17 protein-coding genes, 1 tRNA gene and 1 pseudogene are annotated in these 20,500 nt (G+C 47.0%); 8 read left to right on the top strand and 11 right to left on the bottom strand.

Going from position 1 to position 20,500, the window contains the following annotated elements:
* Positions 1–598: 598 nt before the first annotated feature.
* On the top strand, positions 599–4,471 hold the full coding sequence (cobN, locus tag ACPXXB_RS04035; protein WP_423909640.1) for a cobaltochelatase subunit CobN: 3,873 nt from the start codon (positions 599–601) through the stop codon (positions 4,469–4,471).
* A gap of 114 nt (positions 4,472–4,585) precedes the next feature.
* Here cobN and cbiB read toward each other — a convergent pair whose 3' ends face one another.
* Together cbiB and ACPXXB_RS04025 are read right to left on the bottom strand one after the other, a co-directional pair.
* Positions 4,586–5,545: an adenosylcobinamide-phosphate synthase CbiB gene (cbiB, locus tag ACPXXB_RS04030; protein ID WP_423909638.1), complete on the bottom strand. Its 960-nt coding sequence runs from the start codon at positions 5,543–5,545 to the stop codon at positions 4,586–4,588.
* Entirely contained in the window at positions 5,518–7,071 is a 1,554-nt protein-coding gene (locus tag ACPXXB_RS04025) for a cobyric acid synthase (protein WP_423909636.1), read from the bottom strand. Before ACPXXB_RS04025 ends, cbiB begins: the two co-directional genes overlap by 28 nt.
* A gap of 185 nt (positions 7,072–7,256) precedes the next feature.
* Between ACPXXB_RS04025 and ACPXXB_RS04020 the strand changes: the two genes are divergently transcribed.
* Genes ACPXXB_RS04020 through ACPXXB_RS04010 form a run of 3 tightly spaced genes read left to right on the top strand, consistent with a single transcriptional unit; the run spans position 7,257 to position 10,310 of the window.
* Positions 7,257–9,056, top strand: a complete 1,800-nt coding sequence (locus tag ACPXXB_RS04020) for a Na/Pi cotransporter family protein (protein WP_423909633.1) — start codon at positions 7,257–7,259, stop codon at positions 9,054–9,056.
* A gap of 33 nt (positions 9,057–9,089) precedes the next feature.
* Positions 9,090–9,329, top strand: coding sequence for a hypothetical protein (locus ACPXXB_RS04015; protein ID WP_423909631.1), 240 nt, complete (start codon positions 9,090–9,092; stop codon positions 9,327–9,329).
* A gap of 51 nt (positions 9,330–9,380) precedes the next feature.
* The gene (locus ACPXXB_RS04010) at positions 9,381–10,310 is read left to right on the top strand and encodes a pentapeptide repeat-containing protein (protein WP_423909628.1); all 930 of its coding nucleotides are present in this window, start codon (positions 9,381–9,383) and stop codon (positions 10,308–10,310) included.
* 50 nt (positions 10,311–10,360) lie between these two features.
* Here ACPXXB_RS04010 and ACPXXB_RS04005 read toward each other — a convergent pair whose 3' ends face one another.
* The 5 genes and pseudogenes from ACPXXB_RS04005 to ACPXXB_RS03985 all read right to left on the bottom strand — a co-directional run bounded on the left by ACPXXB_RS04005 (position 10,361) and on the right by ACPXXB_RS03985 (position 15,388).
* A complete protein-coding gene (locus ACPXXB_RS04005; protein ID WP_423909625.1) occupies positions 10,361–11,275 on the bottom strand; it encodes a CfrBI family restriction endonuclease in 915 nt (304 codons plus the stop codon).
* Positions 11,272–12,684 (bottom strand): DNA methyltransferase, encoded by a 1,413-nt coding sequence (locus ACPXXB_RS04000; RefSeq protein WP_423909622.1) that lies wholly within the window; start codon positions 12,682–12,684, stop codon positions 11,272–11,274. The genes ACPXXB_RS04005 and ACPXXB_RS04000 overlap by 4 nt, the downstream gene beginning before the upstream one ends.
* Before the next feature lie 306 nt (positions 12,685–12,990).
* Positions 12,991–13,341, bottom strand: a pseudogene (locus ACPXXB_RS03995) (virulence RhuM family protein); the annotation flags it as partial.
* A gap of 3 nt (positions 13,342–13,344) precedes the next feature.
* On the bottom strand, positions 13,345–14,448 hold the full coding sequence (locus ACPXXB_RS03990; RefSeq protein ID WP_423909619.1) for a type I restriction enzyme HsdR N-terminal domain-containing protein: 1,104 nt from the start codon (positions 14,446–14,448) through the stop codon (positions 13,345–13,347).
* A 55-nt stretch (positions 14,449–14,503) separates the two neighbouring features.
* Positions 14,504–15,388, bottom strand: a complete 885-nt coding sequence (locus ACPXXB_RS03985; RefSeq protein ID WP_423909617.1) for a helix-hairpin-helix domain-containing protein — start codon at positions 15,386–15,388, stop codon at positions 14,504–14,506.
* 143 nt (positions 15,389–15,531) lie between these two features.
* On the opposite strand from ACPXXB_RS03985, the gene ACPXXB_RS03980 reads away from it, so the two are divergent.
* Genes ACPXXB_RS03980 through ACPXXB_RS03970 form a run of 3 tightly spaced genes read left to right on the top strand, consistent with a single transcriptional unit; the run spans position 15,532 to position 17,535 of the window.
* A complete protein-coding gene (locus tag ACPXXB_RS03980) occupies positions 15,532–15,852 on the top strand; it encodes a hypothetical protein (RefSeq protein ID WP_423909614.1) in 321 nt (106 codons plus the stop codon).
* Positions 15,853–15,871: 19 nt separating this feature from the next.
* Positions 15,872–16,720 carry a phosphonoacetaldehyde hydrolase gene (gene phnX / locus ACPXXB_RS03975; RefSeq protein ID WP_423909612.1) on the top strand — a complete coding sequence of 283 codons (849 nt, stop codon included), beginning with the start codon at positions 15,872–15,874 and terminating at the stop codon, positions 16,718–16,720.
* Positions 16,721–16,767: 47 nt separating this feature from the next.
* The gene (locus tag ACPXXB_RS03970; RefSeq protein ID WP_423909609.1) at positions 16,768–17,535 is read left to right on the top strand and encodes a maleate cis-trans isomerase family protein; all 768 of its coding nucleotides are present in this window, start codon (positions 16,768–16,770) and stop codon (positions 17,533–17,535) included.
* A gap of 87 nt (positions 17,536–17,622) precedes the next feature.
* Here the strand turns inward: ACPXXB_RS03970 and ACPXXB_RS03965 are convergent, their stop codons facing one another.
* The gene (locus tag ACPXXB_RS03965) at positions 17,623–18,285 is read right to left on the bottom strand and encodes a class I SAM-dependent methyltransferase (RefSeq protein ID WP_423909606.1); all 663 of its coding nucleotides are present in this window, start codon (positions 18,283–18,285) and stop codon (positions 17,623–17,625) included.
* A 224-nt stretch (positions 18,286–18,509) separates the two neighbouring features.
* Here ACPXXB_RS03965 and ACPXXB_RS03960 point away from each other — a divergent pair.
* Positions 18,510–18,585: transfer RNA gene (locus ACPXXB_RS03960), tRNA-Lys, on the top strand.
* Positions 18,586–18,677: 92 nt separating this feature from the next.
* Here ACPXXB_RS03960 and ACPXXB_RS03955 read toward each other — a convergent pair.
* The 3 genes from ACPXXB_RS03955 to ACPXXB_RS03945 all read right to left on the bottom strand — a co-directional run bounded on the left by ACPXXB_RS03955 (position 18,678) and on the right by ACPXXB_RS03945 (position 20,406).
* Positions 18,678–18,965: a hypothetical protein gene (locus tag ACPXXB_RS03955; protein ID WP_423909603.1), complete on the bottom strand. Its 288-nt coding sequence runs from the start codon at positions 18,963–18,965 to the stop codon at positions 18,678–18,680.
* A 73-nt stretch (positions 18,966–19,038) separates the two neighbouring features.
* Positions 19,039–19,398 (bottom strand): TfoX/Sxy family protein, encoded by a 360-nt coding sequence (locus ACPXXB_RS03950; protein ID WP_423909600.1) that lies wholly within the window; start codon positions 19,396–19,398, stop codon positions 19,039–19,041.
* A gap of 93 nt (positions 19,399–19,491) precedes the next feature.
* On the bottom strand, positions 19,492–20,406 hold the full coding sequence (locus ACPXXB_RS03945) for a LysR substrate-binding domain-containing protein (RefSeq protein ID WP_423909598.1): 915 nt from the start codon (positions 20,404–20,406) through the stop codon (positions 19,492–19,494).
* Positions 20,407–20,500: the final 94 nt, after the last annotated feature.

Genomic DNA, 20,500 nt, shown 5'->3' with positions numbered 1-20,500 from the left:
CTTTGATGCTTGTGCCGGTTCGCTGATTTTACGGTACACCTCGTTTAGTTATTTTTTGGAACGGGCGCCGAGTATAGGCTAAGTCTATTGTTGAATTCATGCTCGCGCTCGTTCCTCAAAGGGCGCGAAGTGCACCTCGTTTAGTTATTTTTTGGAACGGGCGCCGAGTATAGGCTTCGTTTAAGTCTATTGTTGAATTCATGCTCGCGCTCGTTCCTCAAAAATATTAGGGGCGCGAAGTGCACCTCGTTTAGTTATTTTTTGGAACGGGCGCCGAGTATAGGCTTCGTTTAAGTCTATTGTTGAATTCATGCTCGCGCTCGTTCCTCAAAAATATTAGGGGCGCGAAGTGCACCTCGTTTATAAATTCTTTGAACGTGGCGCCGAGTATAGGCTTTTTAAGTCTATTGTTGAATTCATGCTCGCGCTCGTTCCTCAAAAATATAAGGGGCGCGAAGTGCACCTCGTTTATAAATTTTTTGGAACGGGCGCCGAGTATAGGCTATATTTAAGGGTGGCCTTGAATTCATGCTCGCACTCGTTCCTCAAAAATATAAGGGGCGCGAAGTGTAAATATTAATCCGAAGTACGCTCTTGTATGCACTTGCTTGCGGCAAAACCTGGCGGCTTTATTGATGAACCAGGCATCGTCGATCTCCAGCAAACACCTGGCGACATCGTTATCCTCTCTGCTCAGGATACCTCATTAGGCATATTGGCAGAGATTGCCGACCAGTTGCCCAATCACTACCCGGAGGTGCGTCTGGCAAACCTGATCAACCTGGCCAAACCAGCGGCTTATGATCTATACGAACACGACGTACTCCAACATAGCAAAGTCATTATCGTTTCCTTATTGGGAGGCATGAACTACTGGCGATACGGCATTGAACAGCTACATGCCTTGGTCACCCAGTCAATCGGCAGCGGCATTAAACTGATTCTGGTGCCCGGAGATGACCAACCAGACCTGGATCTAATCAACCACTCCAATTGCGATGCACATCAGTGTCACGACATCTGGCGTTACCTGCGTGAAGGCGGAAAACGAAATACCCGTAATCTGTTTAAATACATTGCCTTCCAATTTCTTGAACTGCGTGGCGCGGATTACGCTTTTGAACCGGCGCGAGCGCTGCCACCCTGCCTGATTTTTGGTCGCGACGATACCCATCGTACCCTCGAAGCCTGGCAACAAATAAAGAATAAGTCACTACCCACAGCACTCATGTTGTTTTATCGGTCGCATGTGCAGTCCGGCAATACCGGGGCTTTCGATGAGTTCATTGAACTTTTGCAGCAAAGATTCAACGTCTTGGCGGTGGCTACGCTTTCATTGAAAGACTCCGCCTGCTTGGCCACAGTGAATCATCTTATTGATGCCATCGATTGTGATGTCGTGATTAATACCACCAGTTTTTCCCAGCACGTCGAAGGCAATGCCGCGCTGTCATCCGAGCCACAGCAACCGACCCAATTATTCGACAAAGATATCCCGGTCATCCAGGCCATTCTGGCAGCTAACGGCGAACAGGACTGGTCGCAATCTGACCAAGGACTCAGAGCGCGTGATATTGCAATGAATATTGCACTGCCCGAATACGACGGCAGAATTATTAGTCGGGCAATCAGCTTTAAGGAATTATTTCGCCGATCAAAATCTGCCGAAATCGATGTCGTTCGTTATCAGCTCCAAGCCGAGCGCGCACAATTTGTCATTGAACTCGCCTGTCGTTGGGCGCAGTTAAGGCGAAAGCCCAATAATCAAAAACGAATTGCGCTGATCCTGGCCAACTACCCGGCCAAAGACGGCCGCATAGGCAATGGCGTCGGGCTGGATACGCCAGCGTCTGCGCTGAATATTCTCAACGCCATGAAGGATGCGGGATATCCGCTAAAAGATATTCCGTTAACGGGTGATGCGCTCATCGCGCAGCTCCAGTCCGGGGTGACCAATGACCTCGATTGCTTGCCGATCAAACCTTGTTTTCAAAGCATATCCAAACCGGATTACCAGCGTTCGTTTAATAAAATTCCAGTTTATAATCAACGGTTAATAATAAAACGTTGGGGCAATGTCGAGGATGACCCCAAATACCGCCAAGGGCGTATCATGGTGGCCGGTATTCGGCTCGGCGAGACCTTTGTGGGGATTCAACCGGCTCGTGGGTTTAATGTCGATGTGGTCGCTAACTATCATGACCCTGATTTGGTGCCGCCGCATCACTATCTGGCGTTTTATTTCTGGCTGCGTCATATTTATGCTGCCGATGCCATCGCCCATATTGGCAAACACGGCAATCTGGAGTGGCTGCCCGGCAAGAGCGTGGCATTGTCCGACGCTTGCTGGCCCGATATTGTTTTCGGACCAACCCCCCATCTTTATCCATTTATAGTCAATGATCCGGGCGAAGGCGCTCAAGCCAAGCGGCGCGCCCAGGCCGTCATTCTCGATCACTTAATGCCACCGATGGCGCGCGCTGAAACCTATGGTGAATTGCAGGAACTGGAAAAACTGGTCGATGAATATTATCAGGCCATGGGACTGGATCAGCGACGGGAAAATCACCTTCGCAAGAAAATCGTGGCGTTGGTTTGTCAGACCAATCTGGTGAAAGAACTAAACCTGGCTATAGACCCTGAACTGAACAAGGATGCCCCTCCACAAAACGATGTGCCACAAGACAATCTGCGGCAGGACGATCTACTGAAGAAAGTAGATACCTATTTATGCGAACTAAAGGAAGCGCAGATTCGCCACGGCCTGCATCGATTCGGGCAACTGCCTGATGGTCATAATCTGGATGAGACTCTGGTCGCACTGACTCGATTGCCCCGAGGCGAAGGGCCTAATGATTCAGGTATTTTGCATTGCCTGAGCGCTGATTTGGAATTGTCTAATGGCAATGAGAATGTATTTAACCCGCTCAAGTTTGATGCCACAGCCGATTGGCAAGGCGACAAACCGCAATTGCTGCAAGACCTTAGCCCGGCACACTGGCGAAATGAAGCGGATACTCGTGAACGCCTCGAATTACTGGCGCAAGAGTGCATCAACAAAATGCTTAACGGCGAAGCGATTCCAGCAACGCTGAACCAGACCCGGCGTTTGCTGGGGTATATCAAAAATATTGTTCTAAAGGCAGTAACCCAGTCTGGCAATAACGAGATAGAAAACTTTTTAGGTGCGCTAAGTGGCAAGTTTGTTCCAGCCGGACCAAGTGGCGCGCCTACTCGCGGGCGGCTCGATGTCCTGCCCACCGGGCGTAACTTTTATTCTATTGATGCAAGGTCGATACCCACTCAAAGCGCTTGGGAACTGGGTCAGCTTTCCGCCGAGCAACTACTCATGCGGCATCTACAGGAACACGGCGAATATCCCGAGCAATTAGGGGTTTCGGTTTGGGGGACTTCCACTATGCGAACCGGTGGTGATGATATCGCTCAGGCGTTGGCGCTAATGGGTGTCCGACCGATATGGGCCGAAGGCTCTAACCGGGTGGTGGATATAGAAATTATTCCCGGCTTTCAACTCGGACGCCCCAGAGTCGATGTGACCTTGAGAATTTCCGGGTTTTTTCGGGATGCGTTTCCTAATGTCGCACGATTGTTTGATACCGCGGTTCAGACATTAGCCGACTACGAAGAACCTGGTGAATTTAATATATTACGACAACATATTAAAGCAACACGTGAAAAATTAATCGATCAAGGGCTGGATTCAAAACAGGCCGATATCCAGGCCCGATTTCGTGTATTTGGTTCCAAACCAGGCTGCTATGGCGCTGGATTACAGGGTTTAATCGACCAAGGTGTTTGGAAAGACAAGTCCGATCTTGCCCAAGCGTATATCACTTGGGGCGGGTACAGCTATACTCAGGAACATTTTGGTCAAGCTGCATTTTCCGCATTCGAATCACGCCTTGGACAGATCGAAGTTGTGATTCAAAATCAGGATAATCGGGAACACGATTTACTGGATTCTGATGACTACTATCAGTTTCAAGGCGGAATGGCTAATGCCGTCGAAGTGCTTAAAGGCCAGCTGCCGGAAATTTATCATGGTGATCACTCCGATCCATCCAACCCAAAGATCCGAACCTTGAAAGAAGAGTTAAACCGGGTAATTCGCGCCAGGGTCATCAATCCCAAATGGATCGAAGCGATGCGCCAGCACGGTTACAAAGGCGCATTCGAGATGGCCGCTTCCGTCGACTACCTGTTTGCTTATGATGCGACCACCAACCTGATTGACGATTATCAGTACGAGATGGTCACGGATGCCTTAGTGATGGATCAGGAAAACCGGGAATTCCTCGAGAAATCCAACCCCAATGCGCTAAAGGAAATGTCGGAAAAGTTGCTGGAAGCACAACAGCGCGGACTATGGCAATCCCCCGGCAAGTATCGTCAACAGCTCATCGATATCATTTTGGAAATCGACAATTCTCTTGAGGTCGCTTTTCAATAACACGAAATATCCAGATTATCGGTCGTCTAACGGGGTCAATATTTTATGGCACCCATACCTTATCCATTTCGCACAATCAAACAAACGATCAGTCCGTGGTACACCCTACCCCTTTCATATCCAAATTTGATTGAATACGAAGAGCAGTAGTGTAAACAGGACAAGCCACACCACCAAACTCTTTTGAATTAACCGGATTGCTCTTTTGATATCCGCGGGTTTGGCCACGGATTTAACTTGATCGCCGACACCAAGATAGGGTTTGTCCTGGCGTACGCCGTGGTAAACTGCGGGGCCGCCGATGACAATATCCAACGCCCCCGCTCCAGTCGCCATAACCAAACCGGCATTGAGGCTTTTATGCGTCCCAATCTGATTTCGCCACGAATTAAGTGCCTTCAATGAAGAACCGCTAATGGCATAACAAATGGCGGTGAGGCGAGCCGGCAACCAACCCAACAGATCGTCAAATCGCGCCGCAAAACAACCGAATTTTAAATATCTTTCATTTTTGTAACCCCACATCGCATCCAGGGTATTTACCAGACGATGCAACAAGGCCCCCGCCGGGCCCAACAACGCATACCAAAATAAGGACGCAAAAACACAATCATGGCCGTTTTCAAGAACTGATTCGATGGTTGAGCCGGCGACCTCGGTTTCATTCATGCCATCCGTTTGCCTGCTGACAATCATTGAAAGGTTGTTTCTGGCGTTTTCCAGGTCCCCGGCTAAAAGCGGCACAGCGACAGCCATCGCATGTTCTTTCATGCTTTGCCAACCAATAACAAACGTCAAAATGACAATATCCAGAATAATTTGAATCAATCGTGATTCGGCGGTGGACTGAATCAGCCAGACCAAACCCACTGGTAAACTGATTAGTATGAATACGGCGATGGCGCCTCTGAAACGCGACTGTCGATTGTTCAATCGCTGCTCAAGCCAGGCTGCGACCTTGCCAAACCAAATTAAGGGGTGAAATTTAGGTTCGCCGATAAGCCGATCTAACAGTAACGCACCCACGCAAATCAGCACTGGGCAAATCAGTGCTGGCAATAATACTTCGAGCATTTAGGTTCGTTTAGTTTTATTCCGATACTGGCAATCAACTGTCGGTAATCTATTTCGGTTTCCAGCATCTTTGCCACTCTATCTATCTGACGATGACGAAAGGTTTTGTAGTCAAAGCCGCCACCATTTTTCAGGTCATTTTCAAGCCCGGCCCATTTTAAAAGCGCATCGCAGGCTTCATGGCAGTCGAACACACCGTGCAGATAGGTACATAAAATTTGATTATCTTTTGAAATCACCCCATCAAAACGATCCCCCAGGTTGATCGCGGGGCGGTCCAGGTCTGGCCCGGTGGTTGATCCCAAATGAATTTCATAGCCTTCTACCTCCGCTTCATCAGACAAAATCCCGGCAAACAAAGTGCCCGACACCCGGGTCAGTTTTTTAACCGGTTCGAGCCGGGTTTCAAAATCCATCAACTGTAGCCCTTGCCGGGACCCGGCCTTGCCTTCTATGCCATTCGGGTCGTGTATCGCCTGCCCGATCATCTGGTAGCCGCCGCAAATGCCAATCAGTTTCCCGCCATAACGTAGGTGCTTTTTTACATGTTCCGTCCATTGGTTTTCAATCAGCCAATTTAAATCGTTGATGGCGTTCTTACTGCCCGGCAGCACAATCAAGTCGCTCGGCGGAATATCCTGCCCTTCATCAATAAACCGCAACTCGACCTGCGGATGCAATCGCAACACATCGAAATCCGTGTGGTTGCTGATTCGCGGGAGGCGAGGAACGATAACTTTGAGGCGAGTTGCCTTCCTATTTTCATCGTGGCTATTTTCATCGTCGCCGTTTCCATCTCGGCAACGATGATCCACGGCATCTTCCGCTTCAATATGCAGCCCTGTGAGATAGGGCAAAACCCCCAAAGTTTGAATCCCGGTTTTTTCAGTGAGCCAATCAATGCCGGAATCCAGCAGCGTTTTGTCGCCGCGAAAGCGATTTATCAGGAATCCACCAACCCGTTTGCGTTCGTCATCGGCCAGGCAATCCAGCGTGCCTGCCAAATGCGCGAATACGCCGCCACGATCTATATCCGCAACCAGTAGCACTGCACAATCCACCGCGGTTGCAAACCCCATATTGGCGATGTCATTTTCTCGCAAATTAATTTCCGCCGGACTGCCGGCGCCTTCGACAATAATTAGATCATACTGCGCGGCCAGGCGATGATAAGATGCCAGAGCATATGGCATGGCGTCTTTTTTGAAGGCATGATATGCCGTCGCATCCATGTTACCGATAGAATGACCGTTAATAATCACCTGCGCGCCCTGGTCGCTATTCGGCTTGAGCAAAATAGGATTCATATCGGTATGCGGTTCAATCCCGCAAGCCAGCGCCTGCACTGCCTGGGCACGGCCAATTTCGCCGCCATCTATAGTCACCGCGCTGTTTAATGCCATATTCTGCGGTTTGAACGGGGCCACTCGAAACCCCTTCGAGTGGAACAAGCGGCACAATCCCGTGGCAATGACGCTCTTGCCGGCGTTGGAGGTTGTGCCCTGAATCATAAGCGTGGAAGTCATCTGTAGTATTCTAGTGCGTTATCGCAGCATTTTATAGCGCGCCGCCGCTTTGTGGGAAACGTTAACTGATGATGTCTTGTTGGGGGCAAAATTACACCATTACATAAAAACAAAATGAATGGTATTATGAATACTCAATTCAAAGTCCACTTCAAGTTCACTTCAAGTTCACTTATACGGAGACCATGATGTTAAGAAAAATATTTTTACCCACGATAATTCTGATTCTCGGTTATGGATTCTGGGTCAGTCCCGATTTCAAGGAAATTGCCGCTGGCGTTTCGATTTTCTTGTTTGGCATGTTATTCCTCGAAGAAGGGTTCAAGGCATTCACCGGCGGATTGCTGGAAAAATTGCTGCAAAAAACCACCGACAAGACCTGGAAAAGTTTGACCTTCGGCATCGTCTCCACCACGATCATGCAGTCCAGCTCGCTGGTTTCCATAATCACTATATCATTTATCAGCGCCGGTTTGATTACCCTGGTTGCTGGCATTGGCATCATTTTCGGCGCCAACATCGGCACCACAACCGGGGCCTGGTTGGTGGCCGCTTTCGGGCTGAAAGTCAAGATCTCCGCCTATGCCATGCCGATGCTGGTATTTGGCATTGTTTTGGCGTTTCAAAAATCCAGGTATTTGAAAGGAGTCGGCTCGGTTCTGGCCGGGCTTGGCTTTCTGTTTTTGGGCATCCACTACATGAAGGAGGGCTTTGAAGCGTTTAAGGACAGCTTTGACCTGGCATCGTTTGCAGTCGCCGGCTATCCGGGATTATTCCTGTTTGCCGGCATTGGCGCTGCGGCAACCGTGGTCATGCAATCGAGCCATGCCACGTTGGTGCTTATTTTAACGGCATTGGCGGTCGGTCAAATTACCTACGAAAACGCCCTGGCGCTCGCCATCGGCGCCAATGTCGGCACCACGATTACCGCGATTATTGGCGCGTTGAGCGCCAATGTTCAAGGCAAGCGGCTGGCCGGCGCGCACCTGATCTTCAATGTCGTGACCGGGGTTATCGCCATCGTGTTCATACACCAATTCGTTTGGGCGGTGGACATCATCAGCGATAAAGTCGGCATAGCCGAAACCAACTACACCATGAAACTGGCGGTGTTTCATACCTTGTTCAATATAACCGGCGTTCTGGTAATGGTGCCATTGATTAATCAGTTGGCCGTCCGATTATGCAATTTTCTGCCTGAGCAAGCGCCGGACCTTGCCGAACCAAAATATCTGAGCGATGCGGCGATAGAATTTCCGGAAACCGTTTTATCTTCGGTCAAGAAAGAGGTTTGGCATCTGTTCGATTCCGCATTTGAATTAATGGCGCATGGCATGAACCTGCATCGCACTCAAATATTGGAATCGCCGAACCTCGCCAAGACCATTGACGAAGACCGGGAAATCATTGAATTTGACCTGGACGAACTTTATGAAAGCAAAGTCAAGGCACTTTACAGCGCGATTATTGATTTCATTTCGAAGGCGCAATCCAATATTCCGAGCGTGTTTTCCGAAGAGTTGTTTCGGCTGCGCAACGCCGCTTCAGAAATTGTTGAATGCGTCAAGCACATCAAGCATTTGCGTAAAAACACAACGGTATATATGGTTTCGGATAACCAGTACATTCGCAATGAATACAACATGTTACGATTAAAAATTGCCACCATTCTTAAACAAATATACCGCTATAGAGATATGGATGATCACACATTATCAATTCTTGAACTCGATGAACTAAAAGCGGAAGCGCTCGCTTCGCATGACCTGTTAAACAAGCAAATTACCGATTTGCTCAACGATAACAAGATTACGCCATTGATGGCGACATCATTATTGAATGACTTTAATTATTCCGATGAAACCGCGAAAAACCTGCTTGACTCCGCCCAGGCATTATTGGCATCGCATGCCGACCTTATGGCAGAAGCCGCTCAAGAGGTTATTCTGGATGAAGACGAAATCGAGAGCCTGGCAAAATCCTGACCCACTAATTTGAACAACCAAAGAGAGCAACTTATGAAATTCACTAAATTAAATGCAAAGTTTGACAAACTCGCCCGCAAAAAAGAAAAAGGGAAATCAATCAATCCCGGAAAACTGGCAATACTGCAACAGTTACTGACGGATAAAAAAATCCGCTACGAAGAGAGAATAAAGTCGATTGAAGATTCGGATAAGAGACATTCTCTTGAAACCAAATTAAAAGTGGTCAACGCGCAAATCGAAAAATCCAGGCAGATGATTGCTGAAGGATAGTCGGGGCGATTCGGATAATTTCCAGCATACAAGCGTAGTCAATTAATAATTGTGAATAAAGAACAAAAAGCGAACGGACAAGATCAAGCAAACGGGCTGATCGCCCACCTGAAAGGCAAGTGGGAAAGGTTTTCGATTGGAATTAAACTGTTCTTGTCCGTTGCCGTGGCCTCATCTTTGGTCTTTCTTTGGTTCCAGGTTGGCCCGGAATTTGCAAAATTTATGACGTACTTGGTTGGTGGCGGATTGTTAATCTGGCAGATTTATGTCTCTAACCGACGGGCGACAGCGGCGGAAGAAACGGCGAAGGCAATGCAAAAAACGGCAGCGTTGACCGAAAAAGGTAACATTGCCGAACGGTACAAAAACGCCATTGAGCATTTGGGACATAAATCCGCTTCCATCCGGTTGGGTGGTATCTATGCCTTGCACCACATTGCATGGGAAGTAGAAGATTACCGGGGGCGGGTGGTTCAAATACTGTGCGCCCATATCCGGGGAACGACAACACATGAGGGATACAAGCCGAGAGAATCAGCCATGATGGACAAACAACCAAGTATTGAAATCGAAAGCATATTAGATTTATTGTTTGATAGAGCACAAACCCGTGAAATCTATACAGAACTATTCAAAAATTTAGCGGGTGCCAATTTACAAAAGGCTTTTTTTGGTTATGGCAACTTACGAACGGTTTATTTAGATAAAGCCGATTTGCAAGGAGCCCATTTCCAGCATACTAAATTACAAAAGGTTAGCCTGACCGGTGCGAACTTGCAAGGAGCTACTTTTTGGGAAGATGATTTCCGTGGAGCTGATTTAACCAACGCCAACTTGCAAGAGGCTGATCTAAAAAAAGTCATAATAGAAATCGATCGGTTATTGCAAGCAAAAACCCTATACAAGGCAAAACTGCCCGATGGAATGGAACAGGAGATTAAGAAACAAAAACCGGAACTCTTCGAAGAACCTCGCGAATAAACAGGAAACTTAATACATGCCTACCGAAACTGAAAAGCCTCATCGCTGTTTTAATTAAATATTTCTGAAAATATTTTTTTGAGTCTAGCACTTATGTCATCTTCTAAATTTTCGGTGTGCGGTATTCCTAACGTGATTAGCACTTCTCCAAATTTTTTATAGCCGCCTTGGCTTCTCATTTCCACCCACTCTACTCCACGATTAGCGAGTTGAGTTTTATTTTGTTCTGAAAGTTTATCAGCAATAAATACATTGCTGTCTCGTGCGATTACCGCATCAGCACTTTCCGGGTTGCCGCGTCCCATTAACTTAACCTCGCACCGATATTCCATATCATCCATTTTCAAAAAGAAATCCACCTCTCTATTCACTTCCCCTTTTTGGACGATACCCTTCCTTGTTTTCGTAGAATAATTTTGTTTTGGAACATCAAACAATTTACACAAAGAGACCATTAACGGACCTTCTACTTGTTTGCCAGCAGTGCTCCACAGACCACCTCGAAGCGCCGCTCTTTTCACTGCCAAAGCATTTATAACAATCAAACTTTCATTAATGTCCAGTTCGACGCTAACTTTATTGAATTTAATCTGTAGAATTAGATTTAGATCATCGCTCTTAGTTAATTGCTCGATTATAGAGCAAAGTTTTTCGTAATGTGCATTTGATGCGCCAATCACAATCTCACGCTTCGCGGTGTTGTGCATATTCATGATGGTCTTTCTATTTAAACCAGCATGAATAATAATTTCATCGCTTGGCAAATCAGAATTGAGCATCTCTTTCTGATACCAATCAACATCAATGTCTTGATTGGTTAATTTTGCTTCTGCAACTCTCCTAAAAAAATCAACCGCAAATTGCATAAATTCAGCATCAATCAGAGTCACAATTTCTGCCCGATAATCTTCGCCATCAAGAAGGCGAAGAACGATGTTTTTTATTACGTGGTTTGTTAACGTCATTTAATTCTTTTTTTAAATTCCTGTATAGTTAAAAAATTAGTCGGGGCTTCACCAAGCAATTCATAATCGTTCTTTTTCACAAAGGTTTTCATATACTCGAAATATTCCTCGTTTGCCTCAGTTAAGAAAAAACGCCGGTCTAAATGTTTAGCTGTCCTCCCGAATGTTCCACTACCAGCGAATGGATCAAAAACTAAATCGCCCTTAAATGAGTAATACTCAATGACTCTTTTGCATAATTCAAATGGGAAAACTGCCGAATGCACTTTGTTGAAAGTGGGATCTATTTCCCACACGTTCGAGGATTCGTAATTATCCGCCACCTTGCTCGACTGCACTGTTTGCCAATCATATTGCTTGATATTCCAGTCAATTAATTTGTCCGTTTGCTTTCGATAAACCATCAAATATTCGGTTCTTGCATTTGGCTTATATGCCAACGGTTTTCTATGCTGCAGAAAGCCTGCATTTCTATTTTTTACACTCGCTTCTGGTTTCACCCAAACAATATCATCGATAAATTCCCAGCCGATAGCGGTTAGAGCATGATGCAAATCAAAAGGGATTGGATGACGCTTGGAAGAATGTTGTCGACTTATTCGTGCGACGATGACAGGGGAAGTATTGACAATTAAAAATCGCCCTTCTTTTGTTTTATCATGCGTAAGTTTAAATACTTCCTTCAAAAAGGAAAGATATGATTTATAACTCGGATATATTGAATAGTCACGAGCATTATAATACGGTGGCGAAGTGAATGTCAGGTGAAAACTTTCATCAGGTATCTCTTTTAAGGTATTCCTAACATCGCCAAACACTACAACATTTTTCAAATAATCATAACACTTGCGGTGTTCCAACTTGTCTTTTGATGTTTTTTTGGAACTAAAATATGCTTTTTTTATTACCGCTTGAATTGTCTCATTTTCATGCTGGCTTAGTGAGGTTAACATTGCATCGACTGCTTGATCGCCTTTAAATACCAGTAGCCCGCGAATGGCTTGGCTAACCACTTTCGGATCTTCATCGATTAGAAATTCTGATAATGCTTTAACTGTTTTCTTGCTTTTCATTCTCCCAAGTGCAGATACAGCCTCTCTCCTGACATTAGTTGATGGGTCCGTTTTAGCTATCTTAAATAAAATGCCTATCCCTGCTTCTTGCTTCGTTTTGCCTAATGTTTTTACTGCATTCAATCGAATTTTTTGGTTATCGCTATTTAATAGATTCAACACCCATTTAACATCAAAATTATTCGGCAAACGCCCCAAATTCTCCAATATAAACAACGTGCTTTTAGCGTCACTTTGTGATTGAACAAGGGCACGCACGGCTTCATGGCCGTTAGATTTAACTACTTCTAAATGTTCTTTTGTAAGCATTTTTTTATCATCCGTATTGTCTGACATTGAGCGCCGCTGACTCATTCAGCGGATATGAGGTGCCACATTATACACAGCAGACAATGCTACTGCAGGCATTTTTTCATTCGGCAGCATTTCTATGGTTCAATCTTAAAGTGGAATATACAGAAACCGAAAACAGAAAATAATCAGTTTCGACCGCAGATTATGCCGAACAAAACCCCGAATACCACCTCAAATCATCTAAATTTTAGCTGGCTTGCTGCTAATCCGTTCTCGCTACCCTTGCTGTTTTAACTTTTATTAGATTCCTACTTGCGCGGGAATTCTAGCGAGGGCGTATCAGGACAAACCCTTGACCATATACTCATGCAGGTGGCGGTTTGCCCATTGCCGAAATTGCGTTCCGCAAACACCGCCCACCCTAAAACCAACCGCCAGTATCATCGGCAAGACGTAATGCCGAACCGAGTATTCTTTTCCGTCAGGGGCAGTTGTTAAGTAATCCTTAACAGCTGAGTTTGCAATTAACTCCTTTTCTTTCAATATGTTAGATAGGTGCATACTGATGTTCGGCTTGGAGGTGGCAAAAAGTTCTGTGAGCTGGTTTTGACTAAGCCAGATAGTGCCGTCACGGGCATAAAGCGCCACAGAGGCTTTACCATCCGGGGTGTTGTATATGACGATGCCTTGCCGATCCATGGTTTAATTCCAAAAATTTAGCCTTTCACTCTTCGCCCACTCAATAAAGGCTTCGGCGATGCCATCTGGCAGTTCTCCATCGTGATTGTGCAAATCGTGATTAACAATCAGATGACCGTTTTTGTCTAGCTTTTCCTGTCTGTTTTCACTCTTGAGATAGACATAATCACCGGAGTTGTCCTTGCCGCCTTTCTCGCTTACCGCGAAAAAGATGGGGTAGTCATCGACTTTCGGGCAGAGTTGGTCGTCCCATTTCTGCACAAACAACACGCTGGTTTTGGTGCCGGTGTGCGGCTTGAAGGTGTTGCCGTGCAACCCCACTACAGCGAGGATGCGGGCGTGCTGGGCGATGAATTCGCGGATGTGTTTATCCATTGTATTGTTGAACCTGCCTTGCGGCAAAACAATCGCCATGCGTCCGCCGGGTTTGAGAAAATCCAGATTTCTTTCAACAAAAAGAATATCGCGCCCGACCTTATTTTGCGCATTTTTTCTACCCGCCTTAAAGCCAAGTTCATATTGATGCAGGATACGGCTTTCCTTGATATCTCCAGCAAAGGGTGGATTAGCCATCAGAATATCGAAGTTGAATTGCTTGTTTTCGTTTTTCACCGCGCGCATTTTTTCCAGAAAATAATTCGGGTCTTTGCGATGGTAGTGAGAAATTTGCTCGCCATTTGTCCATACCCCGATGGGTGCGCCCGTAGCGTTGCAATAGGAGCGAAGCTGATCTTTTCCGTCTTTTAGTTTGGGCTTTTTTAGCTCAACAATAATATAAGCGGTGTCAGTACGATCTTTGTCAAAAATCACAATATCGGCGCTTTTCTTTTCCTTGCCGAAAGTAACGGAATGTTCAAATTTTATTTGTGTTTTGGGATAGCCGTATTGATTGATAAGCATCGCCGCATATAACTGGCGGACGATTTCTTCTGGCTTGAGTTGAATATCCTTGTCCCGAACGATACATTTTACAAACGGCATTTCCTTGCCTCTGGCGCTTTTGGCAAGGACTTTCTCCTGCAAGGCTGTAATTTCATCCGCCGCGAACAGGGCAAGATGATAATTGCTGTCTTTAAGTATCGACTGGATGATACATGATTGTGTCATTGATTCTTCGTTTTGTTTATGGATTGATAGTGAAAACCGCGTCGTTCCTCTATTTTCAATCTATCGTAACATAAGGCGCAATGACCTCTAGCGTCTTCGCGCCGATGCCTGGAATTTTCAGCAGGTCCTGGAGCGATTGATACGGTCGGCCGGCGATGATTTTGGCAGCGATGACCGGGCCGATGTGGTTGATTTGTTGGAGTTGTTTGCTGGCGGCGGTGTTCAGATCCATGGGATTGGTCGTTGATGGCTCGTCTATTGTTTTCTGCTTGTCCCGAAATTCCTTCTGTGCTTTCCTTTCCGCTTGCTTCTCCTCCCGCCGACGCTTGCGCTTCTCGGCGATGATGTTAGGGTCGGCTTCAGCCCATATTCCGACTCGTTTGAGCATGGCCGCGACTTCGAGATCCTGAAGTTCTTCAAGCACCAAATCGCTGGGCAGACCACTCGGCGCCGGACGGGTTTTGCCGTGGATTCTGGCCAAGCCTTGTTTGATCAGGAGACGGCTGAGATCGTGGCCGTCATTGGTTTCGACGAAGGCATAGAAGCGGCCGGCGGCCGAGCGCCCCAACGCTTTGGCGTAACTGGTGTGGATGGTGAACGGCCGGGATAATGCCTGCTTGGTGTATTCGGCGGCGCGTCTGCCGAAGCGGATTACGGCATGGCGGTCATTGAGGCCAAAGTGGTCTTGCTGTTCGCCTATTCTTTCAAAGTCGGCCTTGCTGCCGTAGGCGGTTTCCGGGCAATCGACATAGTACAACCGCAGGTGAAGTTCGCGCCCGGACGCATTGACTTTGAAACTGTCACCATCGTTGAGCTCGGCATCGATGAGCGTGACACCCGTTATGCTGACCAGTTCGGCGGCGTGCATCGGCAGTGCAATGCAGCCGAGCAAGGCGAAGCGCAGGACGTGCCGCAGCACATGCCGCAAGTATTTTTTCATGAGGATGTTTTTATGGAGATATTTTCATAGCGAGGGTTTGTGCGGTTGCATTGCGAAAACATGGTCCTTAAACTAGCGATTATCGAATTATGCCATAATCGACCGACCGCCGAAAAACCTCAAATTCGACTAACTGTTTGACCATGAACGAACTCATTCATATCGCAATCGTGAAACTGGCTCAGTTTCTTTCCAGCAATCAATCTCCCAGACCTATCGCCAGCGACTGGTGGCAAAATCATGTTGTGGATAGCCTGAGCGACCAACAACAGAGGCTACGCGAGAGCAGATACACCAAACCGCAACAACTCGACTTAGCCGCTTTGCTCCGGGTGCTGTATTCCAGTTTTATGCTATCGCCCATAACAATACGAACTATCTATAATAACAATTTGCTACCCATGCGCTTTGTGCATACCCTACGCGGTTTTCGCGCCGTTGCGCGGCTTCCAATTTCACAATAACTACTCAGGTTCCATCATTATGCAATTTACTCACGAACGAGAATTTACCTATAGCCGCGCTTACCGCGGCCCGCTTCGCTGTGTCATCCTCGACTGGGCTGGCACAACCATGGACTTCGGTTGCATGGCGCCTGCTGTGGTTTTTCGTCAGGTATTCGAGAAAGCCGGTGTGCCGATCAGCCTTGAAGAGGCGCGTATCCCGATGGGTGCGCATAAAAGAGTCCATATCGGTTTGATATGCGAAATCCCCAGTGTACGTCGTCGTTGGGTCGAAACTCATGGCACCGAGCCTGCGGACGACGATGTGGGTCGCATGTTTGCGGATTTCATCCCCTTGCAGGAAGCCTGCCTTTCTGAATATTCACAGCTTATTCCGGGCACGCTCGAGGTCATCGACGAATGCCGCAAACGTGATTATAAAATTGGCTCAACCTCCGGTTATCTGCCGGGCATGTTAGCCATCAACCAGGCCGATGCGAAAAAGCAAGGCTATATTCCCGATGCCACCTTTGGCGCAGGCGATGTTAAACGTGGTCGCCCGTTCCCGCATATGGTGCTGCGTAACATGCTTGAACTCGACATTTCACCGGTGCAATCGGTAGTCAAAATCGACGATACCTTGACCGGTATCGAAGAGGGTTTGAATGCCGGTTCATGGGCTGTCGGCCTGGCCATTTCCGGCAACGAGGTCGGTGTGCAGTTGGATGAATGGAACGCGTTCCCTGAAGAGGTTAAACAAAAACATCGCGATCGAATCTATCCCACCATGTACCAACGCGGCGCCCACTATGTCATCGACAGCATCGCCGATTTGGTGCCCTGCTTGGATGACATTGAAGCTCGATTGCGGCGTGGCGAAAAACCTTAAGTCTTGACTCGGTAACGCTGGCCGGGATTTGTTTATTTTAGGAAGACATGATTCTGATTGAGCGCCTTCCATTCGAAATGGATGACGGCATCGCCAAGCGCGCAAAAATCGGACTCATCGTTTTGGCAACGGACTACACCATCGAGCATGAATGGCGCACAATTTTTCATCATCTCGATGGCGTAGCCCTGTATCAAAGCCGCATCCTCAACGACGATTTAATCACCGCGCAATCGCTCAGGGCCATGCAGCCCCGAATAACGCTTTGCGCCGGACTGCTCACTCCGGGAACACCTGTGGATGTGGTCGCTTATGGCTGCACCTCCGCGTCAATCGCCATCGGCGAGGAAAAAGTATTTGAGAATATTCATGCGGCCCAGCCCACGGCGCATTGCACCACGCCGATAACCGCCGCCTTTGCGGCCTTTAACGCCTTCAACGCCAGCCGCATTGGCGTATTGACGCCCTACTCCGCCGAAGTCAACAAAATTGTCGCCAAATACATCGCCGACCGCGGTGTTGAGGTTCCGGTATTTGGCTCATTTAATGAGGATCGGGACTCAAATGTGTCCCGGATTACGCCCGCTTCCATTGAAAAAGGGGTGCGCGAAATTATCAAGCACGCAGCGGTGGACGCTGTTTTTGTTTCCTGCACATCGGTGCGCCTGGTTGAAGCGTGCAAAGAACTGGAAGTCAGCCTTGGTATTCCTTTGACCTCTTCGAATCACGCTATGGCATGGCATGCTATGAGACTGGCAGGAATTGATGACCAACTGACCCGGTTTGGGTCATTGTTTGAATTGCCGTTGCCCTAGAGTAATATTGGATCGCGGTCTTATCTCATCGCCTTGGATCGTCGCACTAAATCGTCGCACTAAATCATCTTGGGCTATTTCAAAATGTTATCTCTTCCTGACCAGAAACAATCCATCCCCTACGGCAATCATAGAGATATCAACACGCAAATCATTGGAAATCACCTGGTTTAAATTTCTGATGCTGGTCGTGTCATCGCTGTTATCTTTTTCGTCAACGACCGCACCATTCCAAAACACGTTATCAACGACGATAAGTCCATTAGGGCGAACTAGCCGCAACGCACCTTCATAATAATGGACATAGTTGGTTTTATCCGCATCAATAAACACCATGTCAAAATGGCTCTCCAAACCCTGGTTAATCAACTGCTCCAGGGTCTCTATCGCAGGGCCAATTTGCAGATCGATTATTTCGTCAACGCCGGCTTGTTGCCAAAATGGTTTGCCCATACCAGCCCATTCGCGGCTAACGTCGCAGGCAATTAAACGCCCGTCTTCGGGTAATGCCAGGGCCATGGATAATGCGCTATAGCCGGTGAATGTACCAATTTCAATTATCTGTTTCGCACCGATTAGTTTTACCAGCATCGCCATAAACTGCCCTTGGTCGGGAGAGATTTGCATTGCGGAAGCTGTCAAATTTTGCGTCAATTGCCTGAGCAATTTTTGCTCCTTGGTTTCCCGCAATGAAACTGATTTTATGTATTCGTATAGTTTTGGGTGATGGCTGACTGGATTTTTCGACATTGCGTTCCTGATATTAATTTAGAGCGGTTCTGAATAATGCCATCCTGGCGTGATCAGAGCAAGAAAATCCAACGGCGGAGACAAGGGCATGAAGAACAAAGCATGCCTTGCCTCCATACCTTTGTATTCACGTCCTTGTCTTCACACCCTTGTTTCTACGCCGACGCACAGAAATCGGGTAAAATATCATGTTAGATTTCTGAATGGGTTGTTTTATTATTTTGGGGCCGTTAGCTCAGTTGGCAGAGCAGCTGACTCTTAATCAGCGGGTCGCAGGTTCGAGCCCTGCACGGCCCACCATTATAATCAATAACTTGCCGGCATCTCTCCACCAATATCCTTAGGTTAGCGGGCTACTGCCGCATGATTGTTTTATCAATCATTGGCTGGCATTATGGATTTAAAGTCCACATAATCCCCACAACAAGCAGCGCAATGCCTGACAATTTCATAGAGCGACTGGTGCCTCCTCCGAGCATTCTTGTAAGCACCGTGAACGGGCGGGATATTTTATTATCTGTATTTATAGATTCAGCCATATTCTTGCTGAACGCAAAAAATATCACGCCGGTAGCCGCCAGCAGTGTGCCCGCGTATTTTGTTTCGCCCTGGATTGCTAAAAAAATAGCTGAAAGAATACAGACTAAACTTACAACAAAAGGAATTTGCCGAATCAACATTGGCAACATTGGCGCCGATACAAAATCGTTGCCCGCCAAAAATAAAGCGCGTCCGCGTTTTCAATGGCACCTGTCATCGCCTGGTTTTGTCGTGTTGGCATAAAATTTGCTGAGCCGCCTTCACAAAATAATTTTTCCAAAGCTTTGTTTTGGTCGCGTCCGGGTTTTCAAACAGCGCATACCCCTTTTTAACATGCCCATTAGAAAAATACTTTAACGACGTTGCCGTTCCGCTGGCAATCAGTTCAGCAACTTCCTTTTTCGGCAGTTTGAACGCCAGCCCGGCCGGCGACCATGATGCGCACATCGCCCCATTGACATAAAACCCCGCGCCACTAAAAAAGTGTCTGGCTTCCACAGGAACAGCGATCTCATCCCCGATTTTCAGATCATTTATAAGGCTGGATAATTTATCTAAATATGTTTTAGCCACAATTTTTCAATGAGATGTAACATTGGGACAGTAAATAAGAATTATAAATGTATTTCTGTTGTGCAATCCTAATTTCGAGACAATTCCAGACTTCTAACAAACTCTGGAAACAATCCACTTGCTGAAAGGCCGACAATAATTTCTGACTTGCGGGTTTTGTGATTGTGTCAGGTAGTAGCCGCACCCAGTCGCAATCTTGTCCTGAAAAGGCGCGATCAGCAACCCTTTTTCCAGCGCATCGCTGGTTAAAACGTTGCTGGCCAAGGTAAAACCGTTTCCGAGCTCCGCGGACTGTAACGCCAAGTGCGCGTGATTGTAATGAGGTCCGTCTTTCGTTTCTATGTTGGTTGTATCGGAATGCCGCTTGGCCGCCACTGAAATCCAGTCTTGCCAGGAAACGCCCACGTTGTCATCGTGAATAAGCGTGAAATTTGACAAATCAGTCACGTCGATTGATTTCACGTTTTGTATAATTTCAGGATTGCACACCGGAAATATTTCTTCCGGGAATAATAACCGCGTGTTATTAGTGTTTGCGACCGCGTTGTGTTTTTTATCGGTCATGAACAATATTCCCAAGTCGGCTTCCGATGAACGCAAGCTATCCCGAAAATCATAAGTGACTATTTTTATGGCTATATCCGGGAGAAGCGCCTCGAATTCCGACAAACGAGGGATTAGCCAGCGCGATGCGAACGAGTCCGTAGTTTGTATGGTGATGATCGCTTTATTTTTACGGCGGTCGATTTCACTATTGGAGAATTTCTCCAACCGATTGAGCAGAGAACCCAGTTTCAGCATATAACGAATTCCAAAATCGGTCAGCTCGATCGCGCGAGTGCTCCGCTCAAACAGCTTAAGACCCGACCAGTCTTCAAGAAAACGCACTTGATGGCTTATCGCGGAAGAGGTCACGCACAACTCATCCCCAGCTTTTTTAAAGCTTTTATTGCGCGCCGCGGACTCGAAAGCCACGATGGCGTTTAACGGGGGAAGCCTCCTTCTCATAGGTTGTTCAGTATATGGTATTCCTGAGATTTATTCAGCGCCTTGTTGAGTTTTTATAGTTTGTAAAGGGTTGTCGAACTCTATTACCCTTATG

This window comes from Candidatus Spongiihabitans sp. (assembly GCF_965237845.1).
GTDB lineage: Bacteria > Pseudomonadota > Gammaproteobacteria > Arenicellales > Poriferihabitantaceae > Spongiihabitans.
The sequence above is the reverse complement of the archived record's forward strand: the minus strand, read 5'-3'. Positions and strand labels throughout refer to the sequence as shown.

Coding starts and splice junctions, on each gene's coding strand:
- cobN (WP_423909640.1), top strand. CDS start 599: ATGCACTTGCTTGCGGCAAAACCTGGCGGCTTTATTGATGAACCAGGC.
- cbiB (WP_423909638.1), bottom strand. CDS start 5,545: ATGCTCGAAGTATTATTGCCAGCACTGATTTGCCCAGTGCTGATTTGC.
- ACPXXB_RS04025 (WP_423909636.1), bottom strand. CDS start 7,071: ATGACTTCCACGCTTATGATTCAGGGCACAACCTCCAACGCCGGCAAG.
- ACPXXB_RS04020 (WP_423909633.1), top strand. CDS start 7,257: ATGATGTTAAGAAAAATATTTTTACCCACGATAATTCTGATTCTCGGT.
- ACPXXB_RS04015 (WP_423909631.1), top strand. CDS start 9,090: ATGAAATTCACTAAATTAAATGCAAAGTTTGACAAACTCGCCCGCAAA.
- ACPXXB_RS04005 (WP_423909625.1), bottom strand. CDS start 11,275: ATGACGTTAACAAACCACGTAATAAAAAACATCGTTCTTCGCCTTCTT.
- ACPXXB_RS04000 (WP_423909622.1), bottom strand. CDS start 12,684: ATGTCAGACAATACGGATGATAAAAAAATGCTTACAAAAGAACATTTA.
- ACPXXB_RS03990 (WP_423909619.1), bottom strand. CDS start 14,448: ATGACACAATCATGTATCATCCAGTCGATACTTAAAGACAGCAATTAT.
- ACPXXB_RS03985 (WP_423909617.1), bottom strand. CDS start 15,388: ATGAAAAAATACTTGCGGCATGTGCTGCGGCACGTCCTGCGCTTCGCC.
- ACPXXB_RS03980 (WP_423909614.1), top strand. CDS start 15,532: ATGAACGAACTCATTCATATCGCAATCGTGAAACTGGCTCAGTTTCTT.
- phnX (WP_423909612.1), top strand. CDS start 15,872: ATGCAATTTACTCACGAACGAGAATTTACCTATAGCCGCGCTTACCGC.
- ACPXXB_RS03970 (WP_423909609.1), top strand. CDS start 16,768: ATGATTCTGATTGAGCGCCTTCCATTCGAAATGGATGACGGCATCGCC.
- ACPXXB_RS03965 (WP_423909606.1), bottom strand. CDS start 18,285: ATGTCGAAAAATCCAGTCAGCCATCACCCAAAACTATACGAATACATA.
- ACPXXB_RS03955 (WP_423909603.1), bottom strand. CDS start 18,965: ATGTTGATTCGGCAAATTCCTTTTGTTGTAAGTTTAGTCTGTATTCTT.
- ACPXXB_RS03945 (WP_423909598.1), bottom strand. CDS start 20,406: ATGAGAAGGAGGCTTCCCCCGTTAAACGCCATCGTGGCTTTCGAGTCC.